A 12,377-nucleotide genomic window follows, 5' to 3' on the forward strand; every position below is an offset into this window, starting at 1 on the left:
GCGTCACAATAGTGCAATGCGATAAGGAAATGCCGGACGGTGGGACTAACGTCCGGCAGGGTCGCAAGATGAGGGACACGGCGATGGTCCGCCGCCGCAGGGAGATTAGTGGATGAGCATCAATATTGGCCCGCCGCAGGTCGATGAACTGAAGCCGCGCATCGCGGTGATCGGGGTCGGCGGTGCCGGGGGCAATGCCATCGCCAACATGATCGCCGCCCGCGTCGAGGGTGTCGATTTCATCGTCGCGAACACCGACGCGCAGGCGCTGAACGCCTCGCCGGCCGAGCGGCGCATCCAGTTGGGGACGCAGATCACCCAGGGGCTGGGCGCGGGCTCGCGCCCCGAAGTCGGGCGCGCGGCGGCCGAGGAAAGCATCGCGCAGGTCGAGGAAGCGCTGAACGGCGCGCATATGTGCTTCGTCGCGGCCGGCATGGGCGGCGGCACCGGCACCGGCGCCGCGCCGGTAATCGCCAAGGCCGCGCGCGACCGCGGCATCCTGACCGTCGGCGTCGTGACCAAGCCCTTCACCTTCGAGGGGCAGCGCCGTATGCGGTCGGCGGACTCGGGCATCGCCGAGCTTCAGGACCATGTCGATACGCTGATCGTCATTCCCAACCAGAATCTCTTCCTCGTCGCCAATCCGAACACGACGTTCAAAGAAGCTTTCACCATGGCGGATGAAGTGCTCCAGCAGGGCGTTCGCGGCATCACCGATCTGATGGTCATGCCGGGCCTCATCAACCTCGACTTCGCCGACGTGCGCAGCGTGATGCGCGAAATGGGCAAGGCGATGATGGGCACCGGCGAAGCCGAAGGCGACGGCCGCGCGCTCGAGGCGGCGCAAAAGGCGATTGCCAACCCGCTGCTCGACGGCGTGTCGATGGCGGGCGCGAAGGGCGTCATCATCTCGATCACCGGCGGTGAGGACATGCGCCTGATGGAAGTGGATGAAGCGGCCAACCATATCCGCGAACTGGTCGATCCCGACGCGAACATCATCTGGGGCAGCGCTTTCAACGACAGCCTCGACGGCAAGATTCGCGTGTCGGTCGTCGCGACCGGCATCGACAGTGCTGGCGACCCGTCGGCGCAGGCCGCGCCAGCGTCGCGCAGCTTCTCGTTCCAGCCCGCCCGCACCGCCGCGCCCCTGCCGGTCGTCGAAGAGCCGGTCGAGGCGGCCGCGCCCGAGGTGCCGGTCGAGGCTCCTGCCGAAATCGGCAACGATCCGGCGCCGGGCTTTTCGCTCGGCGACGCGCCGCAGGCCGAAGCGCCCGCCGAGGCGGTCGCCGAAGAAGAGCCGATGGAGCTTTCGCAGGTCGCGGCGCACTATGACGACACCGCCGACGAACTGGTGCTCAGCGAGCCCGAAGCCCCGGCCGCCGGCGGTTATCAGCCTGCGGCTCCCGCCGGCGACGCCGCGCCGCATGCCGCGCCCGCCGAAGATGCGCCGACGCGCGCGCTTGGCGGCGGAACCCTGTTCGAGCGCATGTCGCGTCTGTCGCGCGGTTCGACCGCCGAGCGCGAAGACGACAAGGAAGACGGGGTCGACATCCCGCGTTTCCTGGGGCGGCAAAACAACCAGTAACAGGGTAGCGAACGGCCGTTGCTCCGGGCAAGGCGGGCCTGAAATCGGGATGATCTGACTTGCCCCTGCGGCCACGAAAAGCGAAGCGGCGACATGGCTGGACCGGCGGGTCCGGCCGGTTGCGGCGTTTGTCCGCGGCGGCGGGCCTGTTGCTGCTGACGAGCGTCGTCGCCGTCCCGGCGTTTGCGATCCAGGCGGCGACGCCCGACGCGGCGACCAAGGCGGCGATGGACAAGCGCACCGCCGCGCGGACGCTCCTGTCGTCCGCGCTCGGGCGCCTCGCGGCGAACAGCAATGATGCGGCGGCGCTGCTCGATGCCGGGCGTGCCTCGATCGACCTTGAGGATTATCGCGCGGCGACGGGCTTTCTGACCCGCGCCGAGCAGGCGAGCCCGCGCGACGGCGCGGTCAAGGCAGCGCTCGGATCGGCGATGGTCCATATGGAAAGCCCGACGCGCGCGCTTGACTATTTTGGTGAAGCGCAGCTTCTGGGGGCGCCCGAACGGCTGTTCCTTGCCGACCGCGGCCTCGCACGCGACCTTCTGGGTCAGCAGGATGCGGCGCAGCGCGACTATCAGCTTGCGCTGTCGATCGCCCCCAATGAGGAGGTGACGCGCCGCTATGCTCTCTCGCTCGGGATCAGCGGCGAAGCCGACCGGGCGGTCGGGCTGCTGACTCCGCAGCTTCGCGCGCAGGAGCGTGCGGCATGGCGGTTGCGCGCGATGATCCTGGCGATGAACGGCCGCGACGCCGAGGCGACCGAGATCGTCAACGCGACGATGCCACCAGCGCTGGCGCAGAATATCCTGCCCTACCTCACGCAGATGGACCGGCTCAATCCGGCGCAGCAAGCCGCCGCGGCGCATTTCGGCCGGTTCCCGACCGGGCAGCTCGGCCCTCGGCGAAAGCCGGTGCAGGTCGCTGCCGCAACGCCGCCGCCTTCGCCACCTCTCCCTGCGACCGAAGCGGGAAAAAGGTCGCAGCGTAGCAGGCCGCCGATATCGGCTTCTCCTAAGCCCGAGCCGAAGCCTGCACCGAAGCCCGCGCCCGCCGCTTCGTCGACGCCGCGTCCGTCCGCCGCGGTCGAACCCCGCCCGCTTGCGGTTCCGCCTGCGCCGATCCCATCCAACGCACCGTCTGTTGCCCCGATCGGCACCAACCCCGCGCAATCGTCGACGCCGGTCGGCCCCGGCTTTTCGATCGCCGATGTCGGGCGCCCCGCGTCGGCGGCGAGTGCCGAACCGATGACGCCGCCGCCTTCGATCGCCCCGGCGGGCAGTAAGGTCGCCCCTGACGCGCCGCTGGCATCGCTCGCCGCCATCGCCAGTTCGATCGAGATTCCGCCGGAAGAGCTCGCGCAGGCCGACAATGCGATCGGTGCCGACATGCTCGCCAAGCTGCGCGAAGATAAGAAGCGCGCCGACGCCGCCGAGGAGGCGAAGCGCGAAAAGGAAGAGGCCGCCGCCAAGGCGAAAGCCGAAGCCGATGCGAAGGCCAAGGCCGAAGCGGCCGAAAAGAAGGCGAATCCCGCCCGGGTCTGGGTGCAGGTCGCGACCGGCGCCAATGCGAAGGCGCTGGCGTTCGACTATGGCCGGTTCGCGAAGAAGAATCCTGCGCTTTTCAAGGGCAAATCGGCCGCGACCACCGAATGGGGTCAGACGCGGCGCTTGCTCGTCGGGCCATTCAAGGACCATAAGGCGGCGCAGGACTGGCTGGCGGACTATAAGAAGGCGGGCGGTGACGCCTTCCTGTTCAACAGCGAGGCCGGCCAGGACGTCGATCCGGTTCAATGACCGTCGCCGCCTGCGCCAGCAACCCGGCGCAGAGCCGCGGGCGTCGTCACGAAGAGCCCGGCCGTGTCGTGCGCGGGCCGCGCGATGCGTTCCAGCGCGACCGCGATCGCATCATCCATTCGATCGCCTTTCGCCGCCTGCGCCACAAGACGCAGGTTTTCGTCGCGCCCGACGGTGATCATTACCGCGTCCGCCTGACCCACAGTATCGAGGTGGCGCAGATCGGCCGCGGCATCGCGCGTGCGCTCGGGCTCAACGAGGATCTGACCGAAGCACTGTGCCTTGCCCACGACATAGGCCATCCGCCCTTTGGCCATGCCGGGGAGGATGCGCTGAAGGCGGCGATGGCGGGTCATGGCGGCTTCGACCATAATGGCCATACGCTGCGCACCCTCGCGCAGCTCGAATGTCCCTATCCGCGTTTCGACGGGCTCAACCTCAGTTGGGAGACGCTGGAAGGGCTCGCCAAGCATAATGGCCCGGTGCGCCGTCCCGGCTGGGCGCTCGCCGAAATCGATGCGGAATTTCCACTCGACCTGACGAGCCACGCCAGCCTCGAGGCGCAGGTCGCGGCGGTTGCCGACGATATCGCCTATGATAATCACGACATCGACGACGGGCTGCGCGCGGGACTGTTGACGCTCGACCAGCTGATGGGACAGCCTTTTGTCGCCGCCAATTACCGCGCGGTAGAGGGTCGCTTTCCCGGCGCGCCGCGCGACCGCTTGCTGCGCGAACTGGTGCGCGACCAGATCGGCGTGATGGTCAACGACGTGATCGCGGCGACCGAAGCGAATGTCGCCGCCGCCGGGGTCGTGAGCGTCGGCGAGGTCCGCACCGCGGGCCGGACGCTCGGCGATTTTTCGGACGAACTCGCGCGGCAGGAACGCGACCTCAAGCGTTTCATGTATGCGAACCTCTATCATCATCCCGTGCAGATGGCGGCGGCGGCGGGCGCCGATCAGATCGTGTCGCGGCTGTTCGAGGCCTATGCGAACGCCCCCCGGCTGATGGGCGAGGACTGGGCGTCGCGCCTGCCCGACGACGAAAGCGCGATGGTGCGCCATATCGGAGACTATATCGCCGGCATGACCGACCGCTTCGCCATCGACCGCTTTGCCGAGATTTTCGGCCGGGATGCGGTGCCGGAGGCGCTGGCGCACGCGTGACGGGTGGTGCCGGGACGGGCTCGCCCGGAGAGTGGCTGAAAAAGGGTCACGCGGAGGCGCGGAGAGATTTTACGGCTCCCCCTCGCTCGTCATTCCCGCGAAAGCGGGAACCCAGTTGCAACGCCGGTGATACAGCGCTGCCGCGCTGTTTTCTTCCTTGCGCTGGGTTCCCGCTTTCGCGGGAATGACGAAGATAGGGGAGCGCAGAATCTCCACTCTTTCTCCGCGCCTCCGCGTGAACAAAGTCTCTACCTTCTCTGTACGAAAATAACCCCAAGCCCGCGTTGCCATCCCGCCCCGCCGCGTCCTAAGATCGTCCGATGACGTCACCCGACATCTTGCTGCTCGGCGCGACCGGCCTCGTCGGCGGCATCGTGGCGCGGCTGGTGGGGCCGGCGATCCTCGTCCGCCGCGCGCCCGACGATCCACCCCCGCAACAGAAAATGCTCGTCGCGCCCGGCGGGGAATGGCCCGCGCTCATCGCCGATAACCGCCCCTCGACCCTGATCTCCTGCCTCGGCACGACGATCCGGCAGGCGGGGTCGCAGGCGGCGTTTCGCGCGGTGGATCATGATCTGGTCCTCGCCGCCGCCCGCGCCGCGAGAGGCGGCGGCGCGCGGCACATGATCACTGTCAGCAGTGTGGGCGCGTCGGCAAAGAGCCGCAATTTCTATCTGCGGACGAAAGGCGAGGTCGAGGAAGGGTTGCGCACGCTGCGATTCGATCGGCTCGATATCATCCGCCCCGGCCTGTTGACCGGCGATCGCCCGGGAACGCCGCGGCTGGGTGAGGGGATCGCGATGGTCGCGGCGCCGTTGACCGACGCGCTGCTCCACGGATCGCTGCGTCGCTATCGTTCGATTCCGGCCGAAACGGTCGCCAAGGCGATCGCCCGCTTGACCCGATGCGAGGCGCCTGGCGCGTATATCCACGAAAACGACGCGATCCGCACGCTCGCCGATTGACTCCGCAAAAAGGCAACGCCAAGGCTCAGGCGTCTGTCGGGCCTCTGCAGGGAGATTCGGCCGGCCGCGCGGGAGAGCGCGGGCAGGGCAACCTGATCCCGCCACCGAAGGAGCAACCGCCCCGGAAACTCTCAGGTAAACGGACCGCGCAGGCTGGAACGGACACTCTGGAAAGCGTTCCGGCCGTCTGAAGGAAGGCCGGAACCACCGAAGGGGTAACCCCGGCTCGCCCCTATCCGGGACGTCCGGGGGAAAACTCTCAGGTTCCCGTGACAGAGGGGGCATGGCGACAGGACGGCACCGGGCCGCGCCTTGCCATGTCAACCGCGGGAGACTGACATGACCGAAAATGAATCGACGGGCGAAGAGGCGGTCCCCACCGCGACGTTGCCGCTCGACGCCTGGCACCGTGCGAAGGGCGGCCGGATGGTCGAATTCGCCGGTTATTGGATGCCGATCCAATATGAAGGTATCATGGCCGAGCATCTGTGGGTGCGCGAGAATGCGGGCCTGTTCGACGTCAGCCATATGGGGCAGCTCAGCCTTTCGGGCGAGGATGTCGCGGCAGCGCTCGAAGCGCTCGTTCCGGGTGACATTGCGGGGCTGAAGCCCTGGCGCATGCGCTATTCGTTGCTGCTCGGCGACGACGGCGGCATACTCGACGACCTGATGATCACCAACGAGGGTGACCAGTTCGCCGTCGTCGTCAACGGCGCGGTGAAGTGGGAAGACATCGGGCATCTGCGCGAAAACCTGCCCGACGATGTCACGCTCAATCACAATGAGGATTATGGCCTGCTCGCGCTTCAGGGGCCAAAGGCGGCGGAGGCGCTGGCGCGGCTGGTGCCCGAATGCGCGGATATGGTGTTCATGCAAGCGGCGCGCGCGACGTGGAACGGCCATGCGATCGGGCTCAGCCGCTCGGGCTATACCGGTGAAGACGGCTTTGAAATCTCGCTCCCCAACGAAGTACTCGCCGCCTTCGCCGATGCGCTCTGCGCGATGGACGCGGTGAAGCCGATCGGACTCGGCGCGCGCGACAGCCTGCGGCTCGAAGCTGGCTTGCCGCTTTATGGCCACGACCTCAACGAAGAGATCGACCCGATCGAAGGCGATCTTGGCTTTGCGATCAGCAAGCGCCGCCGTGAGGAAGGCGGTTTTCCCGGCGCCGCGCGCATCCTCGGCCATCTCGCCGACGGCTCGGCGCGCAAGCGCGTCGGCCTGCTCGTCGACGGCAAACTGCCAGTGCGCGAGGGCGCGAAGCTGTTCGACGGCGAGGAGGAAATCGGCGTCGTGACCTCGGGCGGCTTTGCCCCCAGCGTTGGCGCGCCGATCGCGATGGGCTATGTTCCGCGCGATCACGCCGTGCCCGGCACCGCGATCGCCGCCGAGGTCCGCGGCAAGCGGGTGCCCTGCACCGTCGCCGCCATGCCCTTCATTCCCCATCATTATGTCCGCAAACAGGGAGGCTGACCGATGCCGCGTTACTATACTGAAGAGCATGAATGGGTCGATGTCGACGGCGACGTCGCGACGGTCGGGATCACCGATTTCGCGCAGAGCCAGCTTGGCGACATCGTGTTCGTCGAGGTTCCCGACACCGGGGCCGAACTGGCCGCGGGCGGCGACGCCGCGGTCGTCGAATCGGTCAAGGCCGCGAGCGACGTCTATGCGCCGGTCGATGGCGTGGTGACCGAGGGCAACGGCCAGCTCGAAGAGGATCCGGCGCTCGTCAACAGCGATCCGGAGGGCGAAGGCTGGTTCTTTCGCATGACGCTGACCGACAAGAGCCAGCTCGACGGCCTGATGAATGCCGTAGCCTATAAGGCCTTCATTGCCGATCTTTGACCATCCTCGCTCTTCCCTCCAGGGGGAAGGGCTTCGGAGTCTCCGATGAGCGCTGCCGACGCCGCCCTTGCCGATTGCCGCCTGATGGTGGCGACGCCCATCTATGACGGGGCGCAGGGCAGCTATGTCCGCGCTGCGCTCGACCTTGCGCTCAAGGCGCAGGCGGCGGGGGTGGCGGTGCGGTTCGAGTTCATCCTCTATCAGGCCTCGATCACCCGCGCGCGCGACCTGCTGTCGGCGATCTTTCGCGCCAGCGACTGCACCCACCTGCTGTTCGTCGATGCCGACATCGACTTTGCCGCCGATGATGTGTTTTCGATGCTAGGCGCGATGCGGGACCATGATGATTGCGCGATCCTCGGCGCCGCCTGCCCGCGGCGGATCATGAATTGGGCCAATGTCGCGCGCGCGGTCGAGCGCGGGATGGCGAAGGACGAGCCCGCTGCGCTGGCACGTTTCGGCGGCGAGTTCGCGCTTCATTTCCTGCATCAGGGGCAGCGCTTCGCCCTGACCGATCTCGTCGAGCTGACGCGCGCCGGGACGGGGATGATGCTGATCCGCCGCGACCTGTTCGAAGGCCTCGCCGCGCGGCACCCCGACCTTGCCTTCCGCACCGATCCCGGCGAGCGCGCCGCGCATGGCATCGCCGACAGCGAGCAGAGTTTTTTCCTGCCGATGATCGATCCCGACAGCCGTGAATTGCTGTCCGACGACTATGCCTTTTGCCGCCGCGCGCGCGATGCGGGCTTTCGCATCTGGCTCGCGCCATGGGTGCGCACGACGCACAGCGGCCCCGCGATATTTCAGGGGTCGCTTCCCGATCTTGCCCAGCTTTTTTCCAATCATTCCGCTTCTTCTTCGGAGTAGTTCATGCGTTATCTTCCCCTTACCAGCGACGACCGCGCGGCGATGCTCGCCGCCGTCGGCGCCGCGTCGATCGACGATCTGTTCGTCGATGTGCCCGCCGCAGCGCGGCTCGACGGCGCGATCGCCGGGCTTCCCGATCATGCCAGCGAGCTGGCGGTCGAGCGCCATATGGCGGCACTCGCGCGGCGGAACATGGCGGCGGGCGACGGGCCTTTCTTCCTCGGCGCCGGCGCCTATCGCCACCATGTCCCAGCGAGCGTCGATCATCTGATCCAGCGCGGCGAGTTCCTGACCGCCTACACCCCCTATCAGCCCGAAATCGCGCAGGGCACGCTGCAGATGCTGTTCGAATTCCAAAGCCAGGTCGCGCGCCTGTTCGGCACCGACGTCGCCAATGCGTCGATGTACGACGGCTCGACCGCCTGTTGGGAAGCGATCGTGATGGCGCGGCGCATCACGCGGCGCGGCAAGGCGCTGCTGTCGACGGGGCTTCACCCACATTACCGCAGCGTCGCGCGCACGATGGCGAAATATACCGGCGATGTCCTCGTCGATGGCGACCCGGCGCTCGAGCCCGGCACCGATTGGGCCGCGCTCGCCGCGGCGATCGACAAGGAGGTGAGTTGCGTCGTCGTTCAATATCCCGATATCCTCGGCCGCATCGACGACATGAGCGTGCTGGCGACGGCGTGCCAGGCCGCGGGCGCGCTGTTGATCGCGGTGGTGACCGAACCCGTCGCGCTGGGCCTGATCAAGGCGCCCGGCGAAATGGGCGCCGACATCGTGGTGGGCGAGGGACAGGCGATCGGGGTCGGACTGCAATTCGGCGGGCCTTATCTGGGCCTGTTCGGCTGCAAGGCCAAATATGTCCGCCAGATGCCGGGGCGGCTGTGCGGCGAGACCGTCGACGCCAATGGCAAGCGCGGCTTCGTGCTGACGCTGTCGACCCGCGAGCAGCATATCCGCCGCGAGAAGGCGACGAGCAATATCTGCACCAATAGCGGGCTTTGCGCGCTGGCGTTCAGCATCCACATGACCCTGCTGGGCGAAGCGGGGCTGCGCGGACTGGCCGGTATCAACCATGGTCGCGCCAGGGCCGCCGCCGCCGCGCTGGCGAAGGTGCCCGGCGTGTCGTTGATGAACGAGAGTTTCTTCAACGAATTCACCCTGCGGCTGCCGGTCGCGGCGCGGCCCATCATCCACGAGCTGGCGGAGAAGGGCGTCCTTGGCGGCGTCTCGCTCGGGCGGCTGTACCCGGACAATGACGCGCTCGCGAACGGGCTCGTCGTCGCGGTGACCGAGACCGTCACCGAAGAGGATATCGCCGCCTTTGCCGCGGCGCTGAAGGAGGTGCTGGCATGACCGCGCTCAACCGCGCCGGCTGGCGCCCCGAAATGAACGCCGGCGGCGCCGACGACAGCACGACCTTCACCGGCAACCGCGCCCTGATGCTCGAGGAGCCGCTGATCTTCGAGATCGGGGGCAGCGAAACGACCGGCGTCGATTTCGACGAGGTAGCGCCCGCCGCCGATCTCGTCGGTCCTCTCGCCCGTTCGGCCCCGATCGGCCTGCCGGGGCTCAGCGAGTCCGAGACGGTGCGCCACTATACGCGGCTGTCGCGTCAGAATTATGCGATCGACCTCGGCCTCTTTCCGCTCGGAAGCTGCACGATGAAGCATAACCCGCGGCTCAACGAAAAGGTCGCGCGGATGCCGGGTTTTGCCGACGTCCATCCGCTTCAGCCGCAGGAAACCGCGCAAGGCGCCTATGCGGTGATCCATGAACTCGCCAAATGGCTGGTCACGCTCACCGGCATGCACAGCGTCGCGATGTCGCCCAAGGCGGGCGCGCATGGCGAGCTTTGCGGCATCTTGTGCATCAAGGCGGCGCTCGAAGCACGCGGCGAGGATCGCCGAGTGATCCTCGTCCCCGAAAGCGCCCACGGCACCAACCCCGCCACCGCCGCCTTCGCGGGCTTCAGCGTCGAGGATATTCCGGCGACCGGCGAAGGCCGCGTCGATCTGGCGGCGCTGAAGGCGCGGCTCGGCCCCGACGTCGCGGGGGTGATGATCACCAACCCCAACACCTGCGGCCTGTTCGAGCGCGACATGAAGGCGATCTCCGACGCGGTCCATGCGGCGGGCGGCTATGTCTATTGCGACGGCGCCAATTTCAACGCGATCGTCGGGCGCGTCCGGCCCGGCGACCTGGGCGTCGATGCGATGCACATCAACCTGCACAAGACCTTTTCGACCCCGCACGGCGGCGGCGGCCCCGGCTCGGGCCCGGTGGTGCTGTCCGAAGCGCTCGCGCCCTTTGCGCCTTTGCCCTTCGTCACCCAGGACGCGGGCGGCTTCCACCTGATCGAGGAGGAAAATGCCGGCGAGGATCATCCGCAGACCTTTGGCCGGATGACCGCCTTTCACGGCCAGATGGGGATGTTCACCCGGGCGCTCGCCTATATTCTCAGCCACGGCGCCGACGGATTGAAGCAGGTCGCCGAGGATGCGGTGCTCAACGCCAATTATATACTGCGCAGCCTCGACGACGTGCTCGACGCGCCGTTCGCGGCGTCGGGGCCGTGCATGCACGAGGCGCTGTTCAGCGATCGCGGGCTGGCCGAGGGTTTCTCGACCCTCGACGTCGCCAAGGGGCTGATCGACGAAGGCTATCATCCGATGACGGTCTTTTTCCCGCTCGTCGTTCATGGTGCGATGCTGATCGAGCCGACCGAGACCGAGAGCAAGGCGGTGCTCGACCAGTTCATCGGGGCGCTGCGCAGCATCGCGCTGCGGGCGAAGAACGGCGATCCGGCTCTGAAATCGGCGCCGCATTTCGCGCCGCGCGCACGGCTCGACGAGACGCTCGCGGCGCGCAGGCCGGTGCTCGCCTGGAGCGAGCCCGAGGTCGCGCCGGGGACGCCGTCGCTGAGCGAGATCGGCGGTAGTTGAACGACGCGGACAAGGGGAGGGAATGGGCATGAGCTGGAACAGCATCTTCCTGATGGCCAATTACTGGGCGATCCTCGGCTGGCTGCTGCTCGCCTTTGCGCCGCGCAGTCCGCGGATTTTGTCCGCCATCCTTTATGCCGGGGTGCTGCTGCTCTGCCTCCTCTATCTTGTCCTCATCACCGGTTTTCTGACCGGCGGGATCGATCCGGGCGGGTCCGGCGGCAATTTCACCTCGCTCGCCGGGGTGATGAAGCTGTTCGCCGCTCCGGGCGGGGCAACGCTGGGCTGGGTCCATTATCTCGCCTTCGACCTGTTCACCGGCCTGTGGATCGCGCGCGATGCCGACAACAAGGGGTTCGGCCGCATCGTCCAGTTGCCGTTCCTTTTCCTGACCCTGATGGCGGGGCCGGTCGGCCTGTTCCTGTGGTTGGTCGTGCGTGAGCGCCGGGCACGGGCGCAGGCGCGGGCGCGCGCCGGGTGACGCAGCCCTGGATGGCCGATGATGGCGGCGCGGGTGCGAAGCGCCATGCCCCCGCGACGGCTCGCAACCGCGACGCGATCGCCGCGGTGCTCGCCGACTGGCTGCCGCGATCGGGCACGGTCCTTGAAGTCGCGAGCGGATCGGGCGAGCATATCGTCCATTTCGCGACCGTTTTTCCAGGGCTCGACTGGCAGCCAAGCGACCCCGACGCGCAGGCGCTGACCTCGATCGCCGCGTGGCGCGCCGAGGTGGGTCTGGCGAATATCGCGCCGCCGGTCAGGCTCGACGCCGCAGCGTCCGAATGGCCGGTGACCCATGCCGACGCCGCGCTGTGCATCAACATGGTCCATATCAGTCCGTGGGCGGCGACGCTCGGGCTGTTGGCGGGGGCGGCGCGCGTCTTGGCCGACGGCGCGCCGCTGATCCTCTATGGTCCCTATGTCGAAGCCGAGGTGCCGACGGCGCCGAGCAATCTGGCGTTCGACGCCAGTCTGCGCGCTCGCAATCCCGATTGGGGGCTGCGCGATCTGGACGCGGTCCAGGCGGCCGCCGCCGATGCCGGGCTCGCCTTTGCCCGGCGCTGCGCGATGCCCGCGAACAATCTGATGCTGCTGTTTCATCACCGCTGATCGCCCTCCCTCCCATCTGCGTGCTTTTCCCCTACGAGCAGAGCCGCTAGCGTCGCCATCGATTGCGAAAAGCAACGCGATTCGAG

The 12,377-nt window shown here is 67.6% G+C and carries 11 protein-coding genes and 2 riboswitches; all 11 genes read left to right on the forward strand.

Features of this window, described 5'->3' with window-relative positions:
* Positions 1-112: 112 nt before the first annotated feature.
* The 11 genes from ftsZ (at position 113) to CVO77_RS16355 (ending at position 12,291) form a co-directional block, all read left to right on the forward strand.
* Entirely contained in the window at positions 113-1,588 is a 1,476-nt protein-coding gene (gene ftsZ, locus CVO77_RS16305; RefSeq protein WP_105999952.1) for a cell division protein FtsZ, read from the forward strand.
* A gap of 119 nt (positions 1,589-1,707) precedes the next feature.
* Complete coding sequence (locus CVO77_RS16310) at positions 1,708-3,381, forward strand: SPOR domain-containing protein (RefSeq protein ID WP_242445985.1); 1,674 nt, start codon at positions 1,708-1,710, stop codon at positions 3,379-3,381.
* Positions 3,378-4,550 (forward strand): deoxyguanosinetriphosphate triphosphohydrolase, encoded by a 1,173-nt coding sequence (locus CVO77_RS16315; protein ID WP_105999953.1) that lies wholly within the window; start codon positions 3,378-3,380, stop codon positions 4,548-4,550. Before CVO77_RS16310 ends, CVO77_RS16315 begins: the two co-directional genes overlap by 4 nt.
* A 320-nt stretch (positions 4,551-4,870) precedes the next feature.
* Positions 4,871-5,515 carry a Rossmann-fold NAD(P)-binding domain-containing protein gene (locus CVO77_RS16320; protein ID WP_105999954.1) on the forward strand — a complete coding sequence of 215 codons (645 nt, stop codon included), beginning with the start codon at positions 4,871-4,873 and terminating at the stop codon, positions 5,513-5,515.
* A 59-nt stretch (positions 5,516-5,574) separates the two neighbouring features.
* A riboswitch (glycine riboswitch) is annotated at positions 5,575-5,672 on the forward strand.
* Positions 5,673-5,801, forward strand: a riboswitch (glycine riboswitch).
* Between the two features lie 53 nt (positions 5,802-5,854).
* The gene (gcvT, locus tag CVO77_RS16325) at positions 5,855-6,988 is read left to right on the forward strand and encodes a glycine cleavage system aminomethyltransferase GcvT (RefSeq protein WP_105999955.1); all 1,134 of its coding nucleotides are present in this window, start codon (positions 5,855-5,857) and stop codon (positions 6,986-6,988) included.
* Positions 6,989-6,991: 3 nt separating this feature from the next.
* Complete coding sequence (gene gcvH / locus CVO77_RS16330) at positions 6,992-7,363, forward strand: glycine cleavage system protein GcvH (protein WP_105999956.1); 372 nt, start codon at positions 6,992-6,994, stop codon at positions 7,361-7,363.
* A 45-nt stretch (positions 7,364-7,408) separates the two neighbouring features.
* Complete coding sequence (locus CVO77_RS16335) at positions 7,409-8,230, forward strand: glycosyltransferase family 2 protein (protein ID WP_105999957.1); 822 nt, start codon at positions 7,409-7,411, stop codon at positions 8,228-8,230.
* 3 nt (positions 8,231-8,233) lie between these two features.
* Positions 8,234-9,592, forward strand: a complete 1,359-nt coding sequence (gene gcvPA, locus CVO77_RS16340) for an aminomethyl-transferring glycine dehydrogenase subunit GcvPA (RefSeq protein WP_105999958.1) — start codon at positions 8,234-8,236, stop codon at positions 9,590-9,592.
* 32 nt (positions 9,593-9,624) lie between these two features.
* Positions 9,625-11,181, forward strand: coding sequence for an aminomethyl-transferring glycine dehydrogenase subunit GcvPB (gene gcvPB / locus CVO77_RS16345; protein ID WP_420822548.1), 1,557 nt, complete (start codon positions 9,625-9,627; stop codon positions 11,179-11,181).
* A gap of 28 nt (positions 11,182-11,209) precedes the next feature.
* Positions 11,210-11,662 carry an ABA4-like family protein gene (locus tag CVO77_RS16350; RefSeq protein WP_106000899.1) on the forward strand — a complete coding sequence of 151 codons (453 nt, stop codon included), beginning with the start codon at positions 11,210-11,212 and terminating at the stop codon, positions 11,660-11,662.
* 11 nt (positions 11,663-11,673) lie between these two features.
* Positions 11,674-12,291 (forward strand): DUF938 domain-containing protein, encoded by a 618-nt coding sequence (locus CVO77_RS16355; RefSeq protein WP_105999960.1) that lies wholly within the window; start codon positions 11,674-11,676, stop codon positions 12,289-12,291.
* The last annotated feature ends 86 nt before the right edge of the window (positions 12,292-12,377 follow it).

The sequence above is a fragment of the Sphingopyxis lindanitolerans genome, from assembly GCF_002993885.1.
Classification (GTDB): Bacteria; Pseudomonadota; Alphaproteobacteria; order Sphingomonadales; family Sphingomonadaceae; genus Sphingopyxis; species Sphingopyxis lindanitolerans.

What these genes read in the sequence shown, in the direction of transcription:
- ftsZ (WP_105999952.1), top strand. Translation starts at nt 113, where the DNA reads ATGAGCATCAATATTGGCCCGCCGCAGGTCGATGAACTGAAGCCGCGC.
- CVO77_RS16315 (WP_105999953.1), top strand. Translation starts at nt 3,378, where the DNA reads ATGACCGTCGCCGCCTGCGCCAGCAACCCGGCGCAGAGCCGCGGGCGT.
- CVO77_RS16320 (WP_105999954.1), top strand. Translation starts at nt 4,871, where the DNA reads ATGACGTCACCCGACATCTTGCTGCTCGGCGCGACCGGCCTCGTCGGC.
- gcvT (WP_105999955.1), top strand. Translation starts at nt 5,855, where the DNA reads ATGACCGAAAATGAATCGACGGGCGAAGAGGCGGTCCCCACCGCGACG.
- gcvH (WP_105999956.1), top strand. Translation starts at nt 6,992, where the DNA reads ATGCCGCGTTACTATACTGAAGAGCATGAATGGGTCGATGTCGACGGC.
- CVO77_RS16335 (WP_105999957.1), top strand. Translation starts at nt 7,409, where the DNA reads ATGAGCGCTGCCGACGCCGCCCTTGCCGATTGCCGCCTGATGGTGGCG.
- gcvPA (WP_105999958.1), top strand. Translation starts at nt 8,234, where the DNA reads ATGCGTTATCTTCCCCTTACCAGCGACGACCGCGCGGCGATGCTCGCC.
- gcvPB (WP_420822548.1), top strand. Translation starts at nt 9,625, where the DNA reads ATGAACGCCGGCGGCGCCGACGACAGCACGACCTTCACCGGCAACCGC.
- CVO77_RS16350 (WP_106000899.1), top strand. Translation starts at nt 11,210, where the DNA reads ATGAGCTGGAACAGCATCTTCCTGATGGCCAATTACTGGGCGATCCTC.
- CVO77_RS16355 (WP_105999960.1), top strand. Translation starts at nt 11,674, where the DNA reads ATGGCCGATGATGGCGGCGCGGGTGCGAAGCGCCATGCCCCCGCGACG.